General features: G+C 60.8%; 20 protein-coding genes. 14 read left to right on the top strand and 6 right to left on the bottom strand.

Going from position 1 to position 18,518, the window contains the following annotated elements; genetic code table 11:
- Positions 1-98: 98 nt before the first annotated feature.
- Complete coding sequence (locus AC1D0N_RS30550) at positions 99-509, bottom strand: hemerythrin domain-containing protein (protein ID WP_477250219.1); 411 nt, start codon at positions 507-509, stop codon at positions 99-101.
- Between the two features lie 253 nt (positions 510-762).
- Between AC1D0N_RS30550 and ccoN the strand changes: the two genes are divergently transcribed.
- The 10 genes from ccoN (at position 763) to AC1D0N_RS30500 (ending at position 11,075) form a co-directional block, all read left to right on the top strand.
- Complete coding sequence (gene ccoN / locus AC1D0N_RS30545; protein ID WP_477250192.1) at positions 763-2,373, top strand: cytochrome-c oxidase, cbb3-type subunit I; 1,611 nt, start codon at positions 763-765, stop codon at positions 2,371-2,373.
- Between the two features lie 11 nt (positions 2,374-2,384).
- Entirely contained in the window at positions 2,385-3,116 is a 732-nt protein-coding gene (ccoO, locus tag AC1D0N_RS30540) for a cytochrome-c oxidase, cbb3-type subunit II (protein ID WP_184871873.1), read from the top strand.
- A 13-nt stretch (positions 3,117-3,129) separates the two neighbouring features.
- The gene (locus tag AC1D0N_RS30535) at positions 3,130-3,279 is read left to right on the top strand and encodes a CcoQ/FixQ family Cbb3-type cytochrome c oxidase assembly chaperone (protein ID WP_023759205.1); all 150 of its coding nucleotides are present in this window, start codon (positions 3,130-3,132) and stop codon (positions 3,277-3,279) included.
- A 2-nt stretch (positions 3,280-3,281) separates the two neighbouring features.
- Entirely contained in the window at positions 3,282-4,145 is an 864-nt protein-coding gene (ccoP, locus tag AC1D0N_RS30530; protein WP_477250191.1) for a cytochrome-c oxidase, cbb3-type subunit III, read from the top strand.
- 214 nt (positions 4,146-4,359) lie between these two features.
- On the top strand, positions 4,360-5,919 hold the full coding sequence (gene ccoG, locus AC1D0N_RS30525; RefSeq protein WP_477250189.1) for a cytochrome c oxidase accessory protein CcoG: 1,560 nt from the start codon (positions 4,360-4,362) through the stop codon (positions 5,917-5,919).
- The gene (locus AC1D0N_RS30520) at positions 5,916-6,413 is read left to right on the top strand and encodes a FixH family protein (protein WP_477250188.1); all 498 of its coding nucleotides are present in this window, start codon (positions 5,916-5,918) and stop codon (positions 6,411-6,413) included. The genes ccoG and AC1D0N_RS30520 overlap by 4 nt, the downstream gene beginning before the upstream one ends.
- Positions 6,410-8,698, top strand: coding sequence for a cation-translocating P-type ATPase (locus AC1D0N_RS30515; RefSeq protein ID WP_477250187.1), 2,289 nt, complete (start codon positions 6,410-6,412; stop codon positions 8,696-8,698). Before AC1D0N_RS30520 ends, AC1D0N_RS30515 begins: the two co-directional genes overlap by 4 nt.
- A complete protein-coding gene (gene ccoS, locus AC1D0N_RS30510) occupies positions 8,695-8,850 on the top strand; it encodes a cbb3-type cytochrome oxidase assembly protein CcoS (protein ID WP_477250185.1) in 156 nt (51 codons plus the stop codon). Before AC1D0N_RS30515 ends, ccoS begins: the two co-directional genes overlap by 4 nt.
- 197 nt (positions 8,851-9,047) lie before the next feature.
- Positions 9,048-10,154, top strand: coding sequence for a copper-containing nitrite reductase (nirK, locus tag AC1D0N_RS30505; protein WP_477250183.1), 1,107 nt, complete (start codon positions 9,048-9,050; stop codon positions 10,152-10,154).
- Positions 10,155-10,193: 39 nt separating this feature from the next.
- Entirely contained in the window at positions 10,194-11,075 is an 882-nt protein-coding gene (locus tag AC1D0N_RS30500; protein WP_477250181.1) for an SUMF1/EgtB/PvdO family nonheme iron enzyme, read from the top strand.
- A 57-nt stretch (positions 11,076-11,132) separates the two neighbouring features.
- Here the strand turns inward: AC1D0N_RS30500 and AC1D0N_RS30495 are convergent, their stop codons facing one another.
- Positions 11,133-12,308 carry an NnrS family protein gene (locus AC1D0N_RS30495; RefSeq protein WP_477250179.1) on the bottom strand — a complete coding sequence of 392 codons (1,176 nt, stop codon included), beginning with the start codon at positions 12,306-12,308 and terminating at the stop codon, positions 11,133-11,135.
- Between the two features lie 105 nt (positions 12,309-12,413).
- On the bottom strand, positions 12,414-12,851 hold the full coding sequence (locus AC1D0N_RS30490) for a pseudoazurin (RefSeq protein WP_477250178.1): 438 nt from the start codon (positions 12,849-12,851) through the stop codon (positions 12,414-12,416).
- 150 nt (positions 12,852-13,001) lie between these two features.
- Here AC1D0N_RS30490 and AC1D0N_RS30485 point away from each other — a divergent pair, with 150 nt between their 5' ends.
- Positions 13,002-13,703 carry a Crp/Fnr family transcriptional regulator gene (locus tag AC1D0N_RS30485; protein WP_477250176.1) on the top strand — a complete coding sequence of 234 codons (702 nt, stop codon included), beginning with the start codon at positions 13,002-13,004 and terminating at the stop codon, positions 13,701-13,703.
- A 3-nt stretch (positions 13,704-13,706) separates the two neighbouring features.
- Here the strand turns inward: AC1D0N_RS30485 and AC1D0N_RS30480 are convergent, their stop codons facing one another.
- From AC1D0N_RS30480 to AC1D0N_RS30470, 3 genes are all read right to left on the bottom strand, one after another.
- A complete protein-coding gene (locus tag AC1D0N_RS30480) occupies positions 13,707-13,892 on the bottom strand; it encodes a DUF1858 domain-containing protein (protein WP_184872276.1) in 186 nt (61 codons plus the stop codon).
- A 190-nt stretch (positions 13,893-14,082) separates the two neighbouring features.
- A complete protein-coding gene (locus AC1D0N_RS30475; RefSeq protein WP_477250174.1) occupies positions 14,083-14,778 on the bottom strand; it encodes a VIT1/CCC1 transporter family protein in 696 nt (231 codons plus the stop codon).
- 4 nt (positions 14,779-14,782) lie between these two features.
- Positions 14,783-15,301: a cytochrome b gene (locus AC1D0N_RS30470; RefSeq protein ID WP_477250172.1), complete on the bottom strand. Its 519-nt coding sequence runs from the start codon at positions 15,299-15,301 to the stop codon at positions 14,783-14,785.
- A gap of 213 nt (positions 15,302-15,514) precedes the next feature.
- On the opposite strand from AC1D0N_RS30470, the gene AC1D0N_RS30465 reads away from it, so the two are divergent.
- Genes AC1D0N_RS30465 through AC1D0N_RS30455 form a run of 3 tightly spaced genes read left to right on the top strand, consistent with a single transcriptional unit; the run spans position 15,515 to position 18,514 of the window.
- Positions 15,515-16,258 carry an FMN-binding protein gene (locus AC1D0N_RS30465; RefSeq protein ID WP_477250171.1) on the top strand — a complete coding sequence of 248 codons (744 nt, stop codon included), beginning with the start codon at positions 15,515-15,517 and terminating at the stop codon, positions 16,256-16,258.
- A 25-nt stretch (positions 16,259-16,283) separates the two neighbouring features.
- The gene (locus AC1D0N_RS30460) at positions 16,284-17,006 is read left to right on the top strand and encodes an FAD:protein FMN transferase (protein WP_477250169.1); all 723 of its coding nucleotides are present in this window, start codon (positions 16,284-16,286) and stop codon (positions 17,004-17,006) included.
- Positions 17,003-18,514, top strand: a complete 1,512-nt coding sequence (locus AC1D0N_RS30455) for an RnfABCDGE type electron transport complex subunit D (protein ID WP_477250167.1) — start codon at positions 17,003-17,005, stop codon at positions 18,512-18,514. Before AC1D0N_RS30460 ends, AC1D0N_RS30455 begins: the two co-directional genes overlap by 4 nt.
- Positions 18,515-18,518: the final 4 nt, after the last annotated feature.

The following is an 18,518-nucleotide window of genomic DNA, read 5'->3' as shown; positions in this document are numbered from 1 at the left end:
GGTTTTCCCGGGCAAAGCGCGTAGCGCTTTCCCGAGGGGAATTGCGTCAAAACAAAGAAGTGGAGGGTTCGATCGTGAAACGCTGAACCAATCTTGGCTCAATCGACGACCCCGATCATCGGCAAGACGTGCTCGCGTTCAAAGGCGATATGCCGGCGCAAGCTTTCGAAGAAGCCGCGCAGCATGAAGCCGACAGCCTCGGCATTCTCGACCGTCTCGCCATGGCCGATCGCTAGCAGAATCTCAGTCACCTCGCCGGCAAAGCATTCGTCCTCGACGTGCTCGGCGCGCAATCGCCGAGTTGAAGCAAGGTTCGCATCGCTACCGGTCAAAACAGCCTCGTAGACCGGAAAGATGACCGTTTCTTCATATTGATGGATGTTTCGCAACAGCGGGACGATCGCGTTTGCCGTGCTCAGGCATTTCAACCGATCAACCTTCGGCAAGGTGTCGGCGATTCTTTCGAGAGCCTCGCAGAGCTGCAGCTTTTCCAGATGCGCACGTTTCATCACCGCCGCCGGAACCGCTTCCCTGCCATATCGAGCTGCCAGCATCGAATTTTCACGGCTTGTTTCGCTCAGCGACGATCCCAGCTCCTTCTCCCTGTTCAACGGCAGCCTCCTGATCGTTTGTGCGACCGACGCTGCCCAATCCAAAATGAAATGGCCTTGACATAAATCAATGCGGCGATGGGTCGACTGCTGAATTGGTGTCGACGCGGATTGGCGTCCGCGCATCACAATCCGAGGTCGGGGACATCTCATGAAGTTCGGCACTCACATCTTCGCTTTGGGCCTGTTCACATTTGCGGCTCTTGTGGCCGCTGGCTTCGGGGTGGACGAGCCGTTCCGACAGCACATGTGGGTGCTGTTTATTGTGCTGCTCGGTTTTGTCGCCATCCTCATCCGCAACACGAGTTTCGAGGCTGCCGCTCCGATCGACCCTTCCGCCTATATGGACGGGCCAGTCCGCTACGGCACCATCGCCACCATGTTCTGGGGTGTTGTCGGCATGCTTGTCGGCGTGGTCATCGCGCTGCAGCTTGCCTACCCCGATCTCAACATCCAGCCCTGGTTCAATTTCGGCCGCCTGCGTCCGCTGCACACATCCGGGGTTGTCTTCGCCTTCGGCGGCAATGCTCTGCTTTGCACGTCCATGTACGTCGTCCAACGCACCTGCCGCGCCAGATTGTTCGGCGGCGATCTCGCTTGGTTCGTGTTCTGGGGCTACCAGCTCTTCATCGTCATGGCCGCGACCGGTTACCTGCTCGGCATCACCGAGAGCCGCGAATATGCGGAACCCGAATGGTATGTCGACATCTGGCTGACCATCGTCTGGGTCGCCTATCTCATCCTGTTCCTCGGCACGATCCTGAAGCGCAAGGAACCGCACATCTACGTCGCCAACTGGTTCTACCTCTCCTTCATCGTCACCATCGCGATGCTGCATGTGATCAACAATCTGTCGATGCCGGCCTCCTTCCTCGGCTCCAAGAGTTACTCCGCCTTTTCCGGGGTCCAGGACGCCTTGACGCAGTGGTGGTACGGTCACAACGCCGTCGGCTTCTTCTTGACCGCGGGCTTCCTCGGCATGATGTATTATTTCGTGCCCAAGCAGGCGAACCGGCCGGTCTATTCCTACCGACTGTCGATCGTCCATTTCTGGGCAATCATCTTTCTCTACATCTGGGCCGGGCCCCATCACCTGCATTACACCGCCCTGCCCGACTGGGCGCAGACGCTCGGCATGGTGTTCTCGATCATGCTGTGGATGCCGTCTTGGGGCGGCATGATCAACGGCCTGATGACCCTGTCGGGCGCTTGGGACAAGCTGCGCACCGATCCCATCATCCGCATGATGGTGATGGCTATCGCCTTCTACGGCATGTCGACCTTCGAAGGTCCGATGATGTCGATCAAGGCGGTCAATTCGCTGTCGCACTATACCGACTGGACCATTGGCCACGTTCACTCCGGTGCCCTCGGCTGGGTCGGCATGATCTCGTTCGGCGCAATCTACTTCATGGTGCCGAAGCTGTGGAACCGTCAACGTCTCTACTCGCTGCGGCTCGTCACCTGGCACTTCTGGCTGGCGACGCTCGGCATCGTTGTCTACGCCGCGGTCATGTGGGTGTCCGGCATCATGCAGGGCCTGATGTGGCGCGAATACGACGAGCAGGGCTTCCTGGTCTACTCCTTCGCCGAAACCGTCGCCGCCATGCACCCCTACTATGTCATGCGCGCCATCGGCGGAGCCATGTACCTCTCCGGCGCCCTGATCATGGCCTGGAACATCACCATGACGATCCTTGGATACCAGCGCGAGGAGGAGCCTCTACCCGGCTCCGTTCCCGCCCTTCAGCCTGCCGAATAAGGAGCCAAAAAATGGGCTTGATGGACAAACACGCACTGATCGAGAAGAACGCCACGCTTCTTCTCGTCGGCTCCCTCCTTGTGGTGACCGTCGGCGGCATCGTCGAGATCGCACCGCTCTTCTATCTCGACAACACGATCGAGAAGGTGGAAGGCATGCGGCCTTACTCACCGCTCGAACTTGCCGGGCGAAACATCTATGTGCGCGAGGGTTGTTACCTCTGCCACAGCCAGATGATCAGGCCGTTCCGCGACGAGGTTGAACGCTATGGCCACTACAGCCTGGCGGCCGAGTCGATGTACGATCATCCTTTCCAGTGGGGATCGAAGCGCACCGGACCGGACCTCGCCCGGGTTGGCGACCGCTACTCCAATGTCTGGCACGTCGATCACCTTTCCGACCCACGTTCGGTCGTGCCGGAATCGATCATGCCGAGCTACGCGTTCCTTAAAGACGCGCCGATCGATGTGAAGGACTTCTCGACGCATCTGGTTGCCAACGCACGCGTTGGCGTCCCCTACACCGACGACATGATCGCGCATGCCAACGCCGATCTGATGGCACAGGCCGACCCGAACGCCGATAGTTCGGGCCTTGAGGCGCGCTATCCGAAAGCCAAGGTCGGCGACTTCGACGGCAACCCGCAACAGGTCACCGAAATGGATGCCCTCGTCGCCTATCTGCAGATGCTTGGCACGCTGGTCGATTTCAAGAATTACGACGAAGCCGCCGGCTACCGCTGAGGGAGTTTTATTCATGGATTACAATTTGATGCGAGAGTTTGCCGACAGCTGGGGTCTGGTCGCCATGGCGCTTTTCTTTGTCGGCGCAATTGCCTTCGCACTCCGCCCCGGCAGCCGCAAGCTGGCCGACGAAGCTGCCCGGATTCCCCTTGAGGACGAGTGATCATGAGCGACGAGCATATCGATGAAATCTCTGGCATCTCGACCACCGGCCACGAATGGGACGGCATTCGAGAGTTGAACAACCCCCTGCCGCGCTGGTGGGTCTGGACGTTCTACATCACTGTGGTCTGGGCAATCGGCTACACCATCGCCTATCCGGCATGGCCTCTGCTGCACTCGGCAACCAAGGGTGTGCTCGGCTATTCCAGCCGCAACGAGGTCAAGAACGAACTGGCCGTGGCTGAAGTCGCGAAGGGCAAGTATGTCGCGGCGGTAGAGTCGAAGAGCGTCTCGGAGATTGCCGCGGACGATGCGTTGCGCGAGTTCGCCGTCGCGGCCGGCGGCGCGGCCTTCAAGGTCAATTGCGTACAGTGCCATGGCTCAGGCGCCCAGGGCTCGGCTGGCTTCCCCAACCTCAATGACGATGACTGGCTGTGGGGCGGCAAGGCCGAGCAGATCCAGCAGACGATCACGCACGGGGTCCGTTTTGCGTCCGACCCCGACACGCGGCTGTCGGAAATGCCAGCCTTTGGTGACATCATTACCGCTGACCAGATCGCTCAGGTCAGTGCCTACATCGCCAGCCTTTCCGGCAAGGCCCAGGACGCCAGCCTGATCGAGCCTGGCGCCAAGGTCTTTGCCGAAAATTGCGTGGCCTGTCATGGCGACAACGCAAAAGGCAACAAGGAACTCGGGGCTCCCGATCTGACCGATGCCATCTGGCTCTATGGCTCGGGCGAAACAGCCATCGCCGCACAGGTCCGCGCGCCGAAACAGGGCGTGATGCCGGCCTGGGGCGGACGCCTGGGCGAGACCAAGGTCAAGGAACTGGCGGTCTATATCCATTCGCTTGGCGGAGGGGAATAGGAACGGGGCCTATTCCCTGCCTTCCCGTCAAGGCGACGAGGCCCGGCTGGTCCGGGCCTCGACTTGTATTGCGGTCCCGGCGATTGACCTGCATCAACGCGGCGTAACCCAGTCCACGGCAAAGTCTACTCAACGCAGCATTTGGCATACCTGCCTGAGAGAATCAGGCCGATTGCCCCCGGCGATATGAGAGGCTGCGCGACTGGAGATAGCGGTGCTGGATAATACGCAGGTGGAACGGCTTGAGGCCGAGGCGGTCAACTCCGCCCGTGTGCGCCAGCCAATGTATGCCGCGCGCAAGAAGATTTTTCCGAAGCGGGCTTCAGGAAGCTTTCGCCAGTTCAAATGGATCGTGATGGCGATCACGCTCGGCATCTATTATTTAACGCCGTGGTTGCGATGGGATCGGGGTCCGTTTGCCCCGGACCAGGCGGTGCTGCTCGATCTCGCCAATCGGCGCTTCTACTTCTTCTTCATCGAGATCTGGCCCCAGGAATTTTACTATGTGGCCGGCCTCCTGGTCATGGCCGGCATCGGTCTTTTCCTGATCACGTCGACTGTCGGTCGTGCCTGGTGCGGCTACACATGCCCGCAGACCGTCTGGGTCGATCTGTTTCTGGTCGTCGAGCGCGCCATCGAGGGTGACCGCAATGCTCGTATCAAGCTCGATGCCGGCCCCTGGACCGCCCGCAAGCTCGTGCTGCGTGTATCGAAGCACGCCATCTGGCTGGTCATAGGCGCGGCGACCGGCGGCGCATGGATCTTCTATTTCGCCGACGCGCCGACGCTGATTGGCGAGCTCTTCACCGGCACCGCGGCACCTGTCGCCTACATCACCGTCGCAGTGCTGACGGCAACGACTTATACGTTCGGCGGGCTGATGCGTGAGCAGGTCTGCACCTATATGTGCCCATGGCCGCGCATCCAGGCGGCCATGCTCGACGAAAGTTCGCTCACCGTCACCTACAATGACTGGCGCGGCGAACCGCGCTCACGTCATGCCAAGAAGGTTCTTGCCGCAGGGCAGCCCGTCGGCGACTGCGTCGACTGCAATGCCTGTGTCGCTGTCTGTCCGATGGGGATCGACATTCGCGACGGCCAGCAACTCGAATGCATCACCTGTGCGCTTTGCATCGACGCCTGTGACGGAGTCATGGACAAGATCGGCAAGGAGCGCGGGCTGATCTCCTACGCAACGCTTTCCGACTACAACGCAAACATGATGCTGGCGACCGCCGGCGGCACCAGTTCAGTCGATCCGTCGCTGGTCCGGGCCGCTGATGGGCTGTTCTCCGACAAGGTGGCGCATTTCCATATCCGCAAGATCTTTCGGCCGCGCACCTACGTCTACATGGGCATGTGGTCGCTGATCGGCCTGGGCCTGCTGTATTCGCTGCTGACGCGCGATCGGCTCGAAGTCAACGTGCTGCATGACCGCAATCCGCAATTCGTCACGCTGTCCGACGGTTCGATCCGCAATGGCTATACAGTCAAGCTGCTCAACATGATCCCCGAGCCAAGGACCATCGTCGTCACGATGCAAGGCCTGCAAGGGGCTGACATGAGTGTGGTCGGCGACGACATCCAGCCAGGCCGCTCCTTTGCCATTCCGGTCGAGCCCGACCGCCTGAAAATGCTGAAGGTCTTCGTGCGCCAGCCCGCGGGTCAGATCCAGAGCATAGCGCAAACCTTCAAATTCCGTGTCGAGGACAAGGCGAGCTTCGAGGCCGACGAATACACCGCCACCTTCAACGCGCCGGAGATCGCCAGATGACCGTCAAAGCTCAAAAACCCCGGGAATTCACCGGCAGGCACATGTTGGCCTTCATCCTTGCCTTCTTCGGCGTGGTCATCGCGGTCAACCTGACGATGGCGACGCTCGCCAACACAAGCTGGACCGGACTTGTCGTTGAAAACACCTATGTGGCGAGCCAGCAGTTCAACAAGAAGGCAGAGGAAGGGCGCGCGCAGGCAGCCTTGGGCTGGACCGGCAAACTGACCATCGCATGGGGTGAAGTCCGCTATGGCCTCACCGACGCCGCCGGCAAGCCGGTTCCCCTGCATGGCGTTAAGGTGCTGTTTCGCCATCCCGCCTACGAGAAAGAGGACAAGGCCGTCATTCTTGCTCTCGCCTCGGGCCAGGAATTCGCCGCACAGCACATGCCGAAGGACGGCGTCTGGATCGTCGAAGTCGACGCCGACGCCGGTCTGGCAGAGCCCTACCGCGAAGTCCGCAGGATCATGATTTCCCATGGAGCGTTGAAATGAGCTGTTGTGCACCGGGCGCTGAAATGGCGCTGGATCTGACCAGCACCACATCGGTCCTGCCGTCCAGCCAGGAGATCAGGCTGGCAAGCCGATCGCTTGGCGATGATCTTCGCCAGACCGACCTTTCAGTGCCGACGGTTCATTGCGCGGCCTGCATCCAGGCGATCGAGACAGCACTGGCAAAGCTCGATCAAGTCGAGGCCGTTCGTGTCAACCTGTCGACGAAGCGGGTCGCGGTCCGCTGGCGTGGGAACGAAGTACCACCATTCGTCGCCGCGCTGGGACGGCTGGGCTACCAGGCGCACCTGTTCGAGCCCGAGGTCGAAGAGAAAGACAAGATGCTTTCGGAGCTGATCCGCGCCGTCGCTGTTGCCGGCTTTGCGGCTGGCAACATCATGCTGCTTTCGGTCTCGGTCTGGTCCGGCGCAGAGGGTGCGACCCGCGACCTGTTTCACTGGGTCTCGGCGCTGATCGCCATTCCCGCGCTGGCCTTCGCCGGCGGCATCTTCTTCCGCTCGGCCTGGAACGCATTGCGCCACGGCCGCATGAACATGGACGTACCGATAGCGGTTGGGGTTTCGCTGGCCTATGCCATGAGCCTCTATGAGACAATCAACCATGGCGACCACGCCTATTTCGACGCGTCGGTGTCGCTGCTGTTCTTCCTGTTGATCGGCCGCACGCTGGATCACGTGATGCGCGAACGCGCCCGGACCGCCGTGAAAGGCCTGTCACAGCTGGCCGCGCGTGGCGCCATGGTGCTGCGCGGCAATGGCGCCCGCGAATACCTGCCGGTAGGCGAGATCGAACCGGGAATGCAGCTGCTGATAGCGGCTGGTGAGAGGATCCCCGTCGACGGCAAGATCACTCATGGCGCGTCGGATCTGGATTGCTCTGTGGTCTCTGGCGAGAGCACGCCCAGAAACGTGGCGCCAGGCGAGACCGTGCAGGCCGGTGTCCTCAATCTTACCGGCTCACTGACGATCGAGGCGACAGCCGCCGCCAAGGATTCGTTCCTGGCGGAAATGGTTCGGCTGATGGAGGCCGCAGAGGGGGGCCGCGCGCACTATCGCCGGATCGCCGATCGCGTTTCAGCGCTCTATGCTCCTGTGGTTCATCTCACCGCCTTCGCAACATTCCTTGGCTGGATGGCGGCGACGGGCGACTGGCACCGGGCGATTACCATCGCTATTGCCGTTCTCATCATCACATGCCCGTGCGCGCTCGGCCTGGCCGTGCCGATCGTTCAGGTGGTCGCCGCGCGGCGCTTGTTCGAGAACGGCATCATGGTCAAGGATGGTTCGGCCATGGAACGCCTGGCGACGATTGATACCGCAGTGTTCGACAAGACCGGAACACTCACGCTCGGCCAGCCTCGGTTGGTGAATTCGGCTTCCATCGATACGGGCATGCTGGCAATCGCGGCAGACATGGCCGCGCATTCCCGCCACCCTTTTTCGAAGGCCATAGCCGGCTTCGCCGCTTCTGGAAGGCAACACAAATTCGAAGCGGTCACCGAGCACCCCGGATTTGGTATCGAAGCTATTGACGCCGGAAGCACCTGGCGACTGGGTCGACGTGGATGGGCTGGATGGAAGGCCCGAACCGGTGGCGAAGGCAAACATGGCTATGGCGGAACGGTCCTGACAAAAGACGGGTTCATTGTCGCGACCTTTGATTTCGAAGACGCGTTACGTGCCGACGCCAGGGCGGCCATCGAGCAACTGAACCACGCCGGGGTGTCGGTGGAAATGCTGTCGGGTGACACTGCTGGCGCCTGCGGCGAAGTTGCAAGAATGCTCGGTGTCGACGACTTCGTTCCGTGCCTGCTGCCGTCAGGCAAGGTCGAACGCATCGAGACCATGGCCAAAGACGGACATAGAGTTCTGATGGTTGGCGATGGCCTCAACGACACCCCTGCGCTGAGCGCGGCACATGTGTCGATTGCACCAGCCACCGCCGCCGACATTGGCCGCAACACAGCCGACTTCGTCTTCCTGCGCGAAAGCCTTCTCGCTGTCCCACTCGCTCTGGGCGTCTCACGCAAGGCAGGAACCCTGATACGCGAGAACATCGCGATCGCGATCGTCTACAATGCTGTCGCCGTGCCAATCGCCATTCTGGGGCATGTCACGCCTCTTATCGCGGCGATCGCCATGTCCGCCTCATCACTGCTTGTCATCGGAAATGCACTGCGATTGCAGACTTCTATGCCGAATTCACCGGCAAAAGACGTTCGCCGGAACAGGCAATCCGACTTCAACGAACTGGCCCGCTTGTCATGACAAACCTCACCTACCTCATACCCGTAGCCCTCTTCCTTGGGGCACTTGGCCTTGGGGGCTTCCTGTGGGCTTTGAAAAGTGGCCAGTATGAAGATCTTGATGGAGCAGCCGAGAGGATCCTCATCGATCGGGAAGACAAGAGCGACCGCTAATCCAGAACGAAGTGGGATCCGAGTGCCGGTCCCCCAACACTAGCTTTTCTTCGCCAGAGTATAACCCGCAAGATTGCTACTTCCGAGGCTGCGGCCGCCTAATCCGAACTCCGCCAATTTGCGCCAGCGCAAAGAAACGCTGCGTCAGGTCAGATAGCTTCTACTCATCTGCAACGGTGGAAAGACAGGAGACTGACATGATCACGCGACGCGAGGCCCTTTTCGGAGCAGCCATTGGCGCTGCCGCCGTGACGGCACTGCCGGCATTGTCGGCAACGGTTACAAAGGCAGACATTCAGGGGCTCCCCCGCGAAAAGATCCAGCTCGTGGCACCGCCTTTCGTGCATCCGCATGATCAGATCGCCAAGGGCGGACCGAAAATCCTCGAGTTCACCATGACGATCGAGGAAAAGCCTGTTGTCATCGATGCCGATGGCACGAAGCTCAATGCGATGACCTATGACGGCTCGATCCCCGGCCCGCTGATGGTCGTGCACCAGGACGACTATGTCGAACTGACGCTGATCAACCCCGATACCAACACACTTGCCCACAACATCGACTTCCACGCCGCGACCGGTGCGCTTGGCGGCGGCGCCCTCACACTGATCAATCCCGGCGAACAGGTGACCCTGCGCTTCAAGGCGACGCGAACGGGAACATTTGTCTATCACTGTGCGCCAGGTGGTCCGATGATCCCGTGGCATGTCGTCTCCGGCATGAATGGCGCAATCATGGTGCTGCCGCGCGACGGGCTCAGGAACGACAAGGGCGAGCCGATCAAGTACGACAAGATCTTCTACATCGGCGAGAGCGACTTCTATATTCCCCGCGACGAGAAGGGCAATTTCAAGAGCTACGAATCGGCCGGCGACGGCTACGATGACATCGTCAAGGTCATGCGCGGGTTGATCCCGACGCATGTCGTGTTCAACGGCAAGGTCGGATCGCTGACCGGTGACAACGCCATGAAAGCCAAGGTCGGCGAAACCGTCTTGATCGTCCATTCACAGGCCAACCGCGATACGCGGCCACATCTCATCGGTGGACACGGCGACTATGTCTGGGAACAAGGAAAATTTGCCAACCCGCCGGCCAAGGATCTGGAAACCTGGTTCATCCGCGGCGGTTCGGCAGGCTCGGCGCTCTATACATTCCTGCAGCCCGGGGTCTACGCTTACGTCAACCACAATCTGATCGAAGCCGTAGAACTCGGGGCGACCGCTCACTTCATGGTCGAGGGCGAGTGGGACGACGACCTGATGACACAGGTCGAGGCGCCTAAACCCATCGCCACCAACTGACGGCACTCCAATTTGCCCGGACAGCATCGCTGTCCGGGCATGGGCAAAGCCATGTCTCCTTTCATCCTGAAGGTTGTTTCGGTCGCCACGGCGGCCGCAACGGTTCCGATGGGCTTGTCCGCCATCAGCCGGAACGGACATCGACAGTCCCACCCCGCCGCCACGACAGTTACCTTGGCCGCCGGTTCGATCGCCTATCCCCTGCCGGGCGAGTTCCTGAGGAATGGGCGACCGCAAGCAAATCCGCGACTCAGCCGACAGTTCAACAAACCTATCGAAATCATGACCTATCAGGTCAGCGCGTCAGACTATGCAACCTGTGTGGCGGCTGGCGGCTGTCAGCCGGCACAGGAGACGCGCGCGATCCCGCCCGATGCTCCCGTTACCGGAGTGAGCTATCTCGACGCCAATGCCTACGCCCAATGGTATTCGAAGGCGACAGGCGACGACTGGCGGCTGCCATCCGATGAGGAGTGGGCGTTTGCTGCGGCCGAGCGGTTCGCAGGGGAATTTGAGGGTGTCGAAAACGATGCCAACAATCCCGCCAGGCGTTGGCTCACCAGCTACAAGGCCGAGGTGGACCTCAATCGCAAACCGGACCCCTTGCCCAGGAGCTGTGGCTCCTTTGGTGTGAATTCCTTAGGCCTCGCCGACTTTTCCGGCAACGTCTGGGAGTGGACTTCGACCTGCTATGTCCGCACCACATTGGCTGCGGGTGGAACCGGTGTCGCGAGTTCGGTCGACAATTGCGGCGTCCACGTCCTTGAAGGGCTTCACAGGGCCTACATGTCGAACTTCGTCGGCGACGGGAAAAGCGGAGGCTGCGCCGTTGGCACACCTCCCGACAATCTGGGATTCAGGCTGGTCCGGGACCATCGAGGATGGGCGAACCGTTTCCTCGGCTACCTCGGCATTGCGTGAAAAAATAGAAGCGTCTGCTCCATCGCATTTCGCCTGTCGCCTACTCTACCCGTCGCCTCACCGTGCCTTTGGCGTCATCAACGCGGTTCCGTAGATCAGGATGAAGCTTGCAAATGCCGCCACCCATGCGGTGCCGGCCATGTCGATCACCACGTCATAGGGCACGAAGGCGGCCAGGATTCTCAATGTTCCCGCCAGAAGGATGGTGGCGAAGATGAACAAGGCGCCTTTGCCAGCCTTGAGCTTTTGCCCGGTGTGGCCGAGCGTCGCGCGGGTCATCACGGCAAGCGTCATCGAGCCTATAGCACCAGTCCCGAGCGCGTGAAGTCCTGCAGCCGCCGGCACGGCATCGGGAAAGAAGATCGACGCCGACACCAGGGCAAGACCGACCGGCACGAAGGCATACGCAAGATGCAGAACCAGCACCAACGGATCCCGCAGTGTACGCTCGCCAGCCCAGCGCGACAGACGCCATGCCTGGCAGACTGCCGCGACGGCCATGAGCGTTGCTGACGCGCCGCGGTCGGGAGCGAACGTCCACGCCCCCAGCGCCATGGCTGAGATGACAAGCGACGCGATGTCGAAACGATCGAACGGCGCGGGAAGCCTGCCCGGATTTTCGCGAACGAGCCAGTTGCGGGTGAAGCTCGGAATGATGCGCCCCCCGATCAGCGTGATGAGCATGATCGCCGCAGCCATGCCGAGCCGGCGGCTAATATCGGATGTTCCTTCGAGGTGCGCTTCGATATGGAACGCGCCGTTGGCGCACGCCAGAGCCGCAAGCGGCAGCAACACCTTGAGATTGCGCCAGTTGCGTCCGGCAACGATTTCGCGGGCCGCCGCCGCGGCGACCGCAAGCAGAAAAGAGCCGTCAATCACAGCGGCTGTTTGCCAGCCAATATCCGCCGAGAAGAAGACAGCGATGCGGCCGGCAAGCCACAGGACAACCAGGGCCAGCAACGGCAAGCCTTGCACAGGCAGCCGACCGGTCCAGTTCGGAATCGCGGTCAGCAGGAACCCGGTGACGATCGCCGGCAGATAGCCGAACAGCATCTCGTGTATGTGCCAGTCGACGGGAACAAAAACACTATGAGCATCGATTTCGCCCGCATACATCGGCAGCCAAAGCAGAATGGAGAGCGCGGCATAAAGCGGCCCGAGAAAGAAGAAGGGCCTGAACCCGTAGGAAAGAAATGCAGGCCCGGTGTAGGCCCTAAGGCGGGGAATTCCCATGATCTGCATCCTCAAACGAACAGGGCCGGATGAACCGCCGTCCACGGTCCATCCGGCCCACACCTGCCCTTTCACGCGGCAGGCATGGCTGTACTCGATTGCTGGTCAGTTGGCGGGAATCTGGGTGAACAGATCCGCGAACACCGTCTTTGCCTTCCCTGCGTGCTTGACCGCCTTTGCGGCATCGAGGTTGGCCGGCTTGCCGACAACGATGAGTGCGACCATGCCCATGCCGTAGTGGGGCGCGCATTTGACGCCGTAGACGCCTTCCTGGGTCAGTGTGACGGTGATTTCCTCGTTGGTCTTTCCCTTGAAAGGCTCAGCACCATCCGGGATCATTCCCTTGATCGACTCCGCGTCGTGGCCCTTGTCGGTCGGCACGAACTTGACGGTATCGCCGGGTGCCGCCCTGACGAAGGCCGGCTGGAAAACCATTGCGCCTTTTTCGCCCTTGTTGAGCATTTGCACCACATGCTCTTCCGCGCTTGCGCCGCTGGAGAGCGCCAGGATGGAGATTGCTGCAGCGAGAATGGAGAATTTCATCGATTTGTCCTTTGTTCCGTCTTAGCGGCATTGCGCCGTTCCATGCCATTTAGCCTGATACGGCCGGGGACAATTTGCGCTGACGCAAACTCGGGATAAGAAGGTTTGCCGCACGATTGGTGCGGACCGTAGGCCTGTGAGGAAATCCGCTTGGTTGCGCTGGACCGATCGCTGATATCGCAGCTGCCGCTCTTCCAGGGGATGGCCCCCCAGGAGCAAAGCGAGATTCTCAAAGGCGCTCGATCGTCACGCTACGCCAAGGACTCCGCCATCTTCGAGCAGGAAACCGAGGCCCATTCGTTTTTCGTGCTGATCTCTGGCCACATACGCGTCGTCCGCACCACGCCGGATGGGCAGCAGGTCATCGCCAGATACATCAGCGAAGGCGAGATTTTTGGTGTCGCCGCGGCGCTTGGCCGGACGACCTATCCCGCCAGCGCTGTCGCGGCTGTCGACTGCGTGGTGCTGGCCTGGCCCAACGCTCTTTGGCCAGAGCTGGCGCGACGGTTCCCGGCGTTTGGGGCAACCACCTACAGGACAGTGGGAGCCAGGCTGCAGGAGGCGCAGACGCGGGTGGTGGAGATGTCCACGGAGCAGGTGGAGCAGCGTGTTGCGCATGCCTTGTTGCGGTTGGCAAACCAGACCGGCCGAAAGACCGACAGCGGCATCGAAATCGACTTCCCGATTTCGAGGCAGGATATTGCCGAGATGACGGGAACGACGCTGCACACCGTCAGCCGCCTGCTCAGCAAGTGGGAAGACAATGGAATAATCGTCAGCGGGCGCCAGAAAGTCACCGTGAAAGATGCGCATCGCCTTGTGGTTCTGGCCGAGAACCGCAGCAAGGGGTGATCCTCACCGTTCGCCTCGAACAGCCGATTCCAGGTCCAAAATGAAGCGGGCCTCGTCGATCCGATGTTCGCGGCATGCTTCGGCAACGGTATGGAAAGTGCCGATCGGGCAGCCAACGCAAAGCATCCTGTAGCTCAGCATCACCGCCACCGTTGCCGGCCATTTCCGCATGATCTCGTCGACGATCATGTCCCGCCCGATCGAACTGAGTTCCTTCACGATAGGGTCTCCGCGATTTGCGAAGCCTCGTGATACATCCCGCGCGCGCCGCCTTCGTTGTGCTTGCGCAACTTCGTAGAAATGGGCCGAACCCTCTCGAGACTATATTGCGGGAGGAAAAGCGCCGTTGGCGGAGGTCGGGATCAAGGTCGCAAAACCGTCAGATGGCAGTACCAACGATGGCACCAATACCGGCGGTCAGCGCCATTGCCAGCGCCCCCCAGAAGGTGACGCGAACAGTTGCCCTCAACACATTGGCGCCGCCGGCCTTGGCCCCAATGGCGCCCAGAACCGCCAGGAACAGGAGCGAGGCAACAGACACCGTTGCGGCAAGCCAGGCGGCCGGCGTAACAAGCACCATCGCCAATGGCATGGCCGCGCCAACCGAAAATGCTGCCGCAGAGGTCAGCGCGGCCTGGATCGGTCTGGCCGTCGTCACCTCCGAAATACCGAGTTCGTCACGAGCGTGGGCGCCGAGCGCGTCCTTCGCCATCAATTGGTCGGCGACCTGCAAGGCAAGCGCTGGTTCCAAGCCACGTTTGACATAGATCTCCGCAAGTTCCTGTCGCTCGAAATCTGGCTGCGTCGCCAGTTCCCCTTTCTCGCGGGCAAGGTCGGCTTGTTCGGTATCAGACTGCGAACTGACCGAGACATACTCGCCCGCCGCCATCGACATCGCACCGGCGACCAGTCCGGCGACGCCAGCCACCAGAACATTGGAGGCCGCGGCATTGGCCGCCGCCACGCCAACGATCAGGCTGGCCGTCGAAACGATGCCGTCATTGGCGCCGAGCACGGCGGCACGCAACCAGCCGACGCGCGATACGAGATGGTTTTCATTGTGCAGGCGGCTCATGACATCACTGCGCACGCCGTCCGGCAGGTCGCAGCATTCTGACCAGCACATCCGATTTTGCATAGAAATGTTGCCACAGCGCGGCTGCGGCATGCAGGCCGACGACAATGATGATCACCGGCTTGGCGAGTTCGTGAATCTCCCCCATCACTCGAAAGCTGAAGTACCAAGCCAGCGCCCCGGTAATCGGCATCCCGAAAATGAAAAGATACAGCAGGAAATGGGCTGCCGCGGCAATCCGCTTCAACAAGACGCTCTCTTCGGGCGGCGCCGCCGGCACACCATCCCGTAGACGGATCGCAAACCGCCAGGTCGCCAGCACCAGAACGGCCAAACCGACATAGACATGAATGTTCGCGTTAAGGATGTCGCCAGCTGCCGGCTCGGTGCCGCGCGAGAACGCCCGGTAAGCCGGCTTGATGTCCTCACCGATCACAAGCTGCAGAACGATCAGCACCGCGATAATCCAATGCAGCACTATCTGGGTTCCGGTGTATCCGGCCGGCTCGTGGGCAACAGTCATAGGCAGCTACCTCGTTTGAGAGAACCTTCCTACCTCGCTGCTTATGCGACGATCTTGATCTAGGACAAGTCACTTTGCCGTCCCTTGAGCTTTCACGGCCCTCGGAGTTCGTCCTCGGCTGACAGCCAGTTGTAAGCTTGGTCGTGGGATATTGCACCCGAAGCGCACCAGATGGGTCGCCTCTGCAAGGTTCAACGTGGAAGCACAATTCCGATGAAACAGATTGCTCTGTCACTTCTGGTGATCGCCGCCTCCGGCGCCTATGTCTGGGATCAAGCCGGCAAACGGCCAGCCGAAGATGTGCTTGGTTCGGCGCTGCCGGCAGACGCGACAGAGGCGCCAGGCTCAACCGCGCCGGTGTTCCGGACCTTGCCGGCGCCCTCACCCCAGTTCAGGACAAGGTTCCCGATCGCAAGGGAAACGACGGCGGGCATAGCAGTTGACGCCAGACGGCCAAATGATCCCGTGGAGCAGACAGCAGTTGGGGTGGCACCACAACCATCGCCGGCGCCACCGAAGCAGCCAGTACTGCCGGCTGTCAGCAATACTGCGTCGTCAACGCCTTCATTCGCCATAACTCCTGCCGTCTACATACCTGTCCCGCAGCAGCGGCCGGCATATCCGGAGGCGCCCGCACATGTTGTCCGGGTCGGCATGAAGCTCGCCGCACAGGCCTATGCCGACGGCGTCTACACTGGCCCGCCCGCCGATGCCTATTACGGCATCATCCAGATTCAGGCCCTCGTGCAGGGCGGACAGCTTACGGCGCTGAAAGTGCTCAAATATCCATCCGATCGCCGCACCTCCGTCAGCATCAACAGGCAGGCGCTGCCCATGCTGCGCGACGAAGCGATCCGCGCCCAAAGCGCCAATGTCGACATCATTTCGGGCGCGACCCTGACCAGCAGGGCCTTCATCCAGTCGCTGCGCGGCGCGCTGAAGAAAGCGTCGTCCTAGGTCCATGCGCGAAACGCGTATTTTGATGGGAATGCCCATTACGGTCGACGTCGGCGGCGCGTCGAGCGATGAGCTGATCGAGACGGTCTTCGGCTATTTCGAGCATATCGATCGGCGCTTCAGCACATACCGGGCCGACAGCGAAATCACGGCCATCAACCGCGGCGACGTTCCGGTCGTCGAGTGGAGCGGCGAGATGACCGAAGTGTTTGCTCTCGCGCGGCAGACGAAAGACGAGACCGGCGGATACTTCGATATTCGCAAGCCCGACGGATCGCTCGATCCATCGGGCATCGTCAAGGGCTGGGCAATCCGCAACGCGGCAGCCATCGTTCAGCGAGCCGGCATCCGCGATTTCTTCATCGAGGCAGGAGGCGACGTGCAGTCCTGCGGCAAGAATGCCTCGGGTCAGGACTGGAGCGTCGGCATCCGCAATCCCTTCGACGCCCACGAGATCGTAAAAATCGTCTATCCCCGTGGTCGCGGACTGGCGACCTCCGGAACCTATGTGCGGGGTCAACACATCTACAACCCGCATGCAATTGACAGTCCGATCCAGGACATCGTCAGCCTGACCGTCATCGGCGCCGATGTGCTCGAAGCCGATCGTTTCGCCACTGCTGCCTTCGCCATGGGCCGGGAGGGCATTCTCTTCATCGAGCAGACGCCCGGCCTGGAGGGCTATGTAATCGACACCAATGGCCGCGCCACACCGACAACCGGGTTCGGAGCCCTTTGCCTGCCATGATCAAAACCATCGACCGAGTTCTCGATCATCTGACCATGTACCGGCTGGTTCTCTACTATCTGATGGCGCTGGTCGGTGCAGCGCTCGTGCTCGGCTTCGCCAAGCTTGTGCCAAATGATCCGATTGCGCTCGCCTTCACAATGACTTTGGCGCTGGCCGCCTGCTGGCTCACCAACAAGGTCTTTGCGCATGTCTTTGCGGTCCCGGCCAACAACGAGTCCGTCTACATCACCGCGCTCATCCTTGCGCTCATCCTCGATCCGGTAGCCACCACCGACATCAAGGGAATCGCAGCGGTGGGATTCGCGTCCGTCTGGGCGATTTCATCCAAATTCATTCTCGCCATCGGCCGGAAGCACCTTTTCAATCCGGCTGCGCTGGGCGTGGCGCTGTCGGCGCTGCTGCTCGACCAATCAGCCACCTGGTGGGTTGGCGGCAATCTGCCGTTGCTTCCGCTCGTTCTGCTCGGCGGCATGCTCATTGTCCGCAAACTGCGCCGGCTTGATCTTGTCTCGACCTTTTTTGTCGTGGCGCTGGCGACCATTCTGGCAACCAGCGATCCGTCGCAGTACTGGACCGCACTTACGGAGACACTGGGTTCGTCACCTCTGCTGTTCTTTGCCTTCGTGATGCTGACCGAGCCGCTGACGGCGCCGACGATGCGATGGCCGCGCCTCGCCTTTGCCGCCATCGTCGGCTTTCTGTTTGCTCCCAACATCCATATCGGTTCGTTCTATTTCACACCGGAACTGGCGCTGCTCGCCGGCAACCTGTTTGCCTATGCGGCAGGACCCAAGGGTCGCTTCGTGCTGACGCTCGAACGCATCGAGCAATCGGCCGTCGATAGCTTTGACTTCATCTTCCGGTCGCCGCGCAAGCTCGCCTTTGAGGCCGGCCAATATCTTGAATGGACGCTTGGCCTCGATCGTGCCGACAATCGCGGCAACCGCCGTTATTTCACGGTGGCCTCGGCGCCGACGGAGGAAACGGTCCGGCTCGGCGTCAAGTTCTATCCGCAATCAAGCGCCTTCAAGCGCGAATTGATGACCATGAAGCCGGGCAGCACGATCCACGCCGCGCAACTGGCCGGCAACTTCACACTGCCCGCCCGTCGCGAAACCAAGATCGCTTTCCTGGCCGGAGGCATAGGCATCACGCCGTTCCGCTCGATGCTGCAATATCTGCTCGATCGCAAGGAGCGGCGACCGATCGTCATCCTCTACGGAACCGAGGGACAGCAGGACATCGCATATCGCGATGTGCTTGGCGCGGCCAGGCAGGAACTTGGTATCAAGACGGTCCACGCGGTGGCGCGTGGCAGCGAGCGCGGGCAGTATCACGGATACATCGATGAGCGCCTGATCCGTCTGGCCATGCCCGATTATCTCGAGCGCACTTTCTACATTTCCGGCCCGCAGGCAATGGTCAAGGCGCTGCGCCAGAAGCTGCTGGCCATGGGCGTTCGCCGCTCGAGGATAAAGGTCGACTATTTCCCCGGCTTTGCCTGAAGCA

The organism is Mesorhizobium sp. P2_E10 (genome assembly GCF_056404235.1).
Note: the sequence above shows the minus strand (reverse complement) of the source record. Positions and strands in the feature narration are given on the sequence as shown.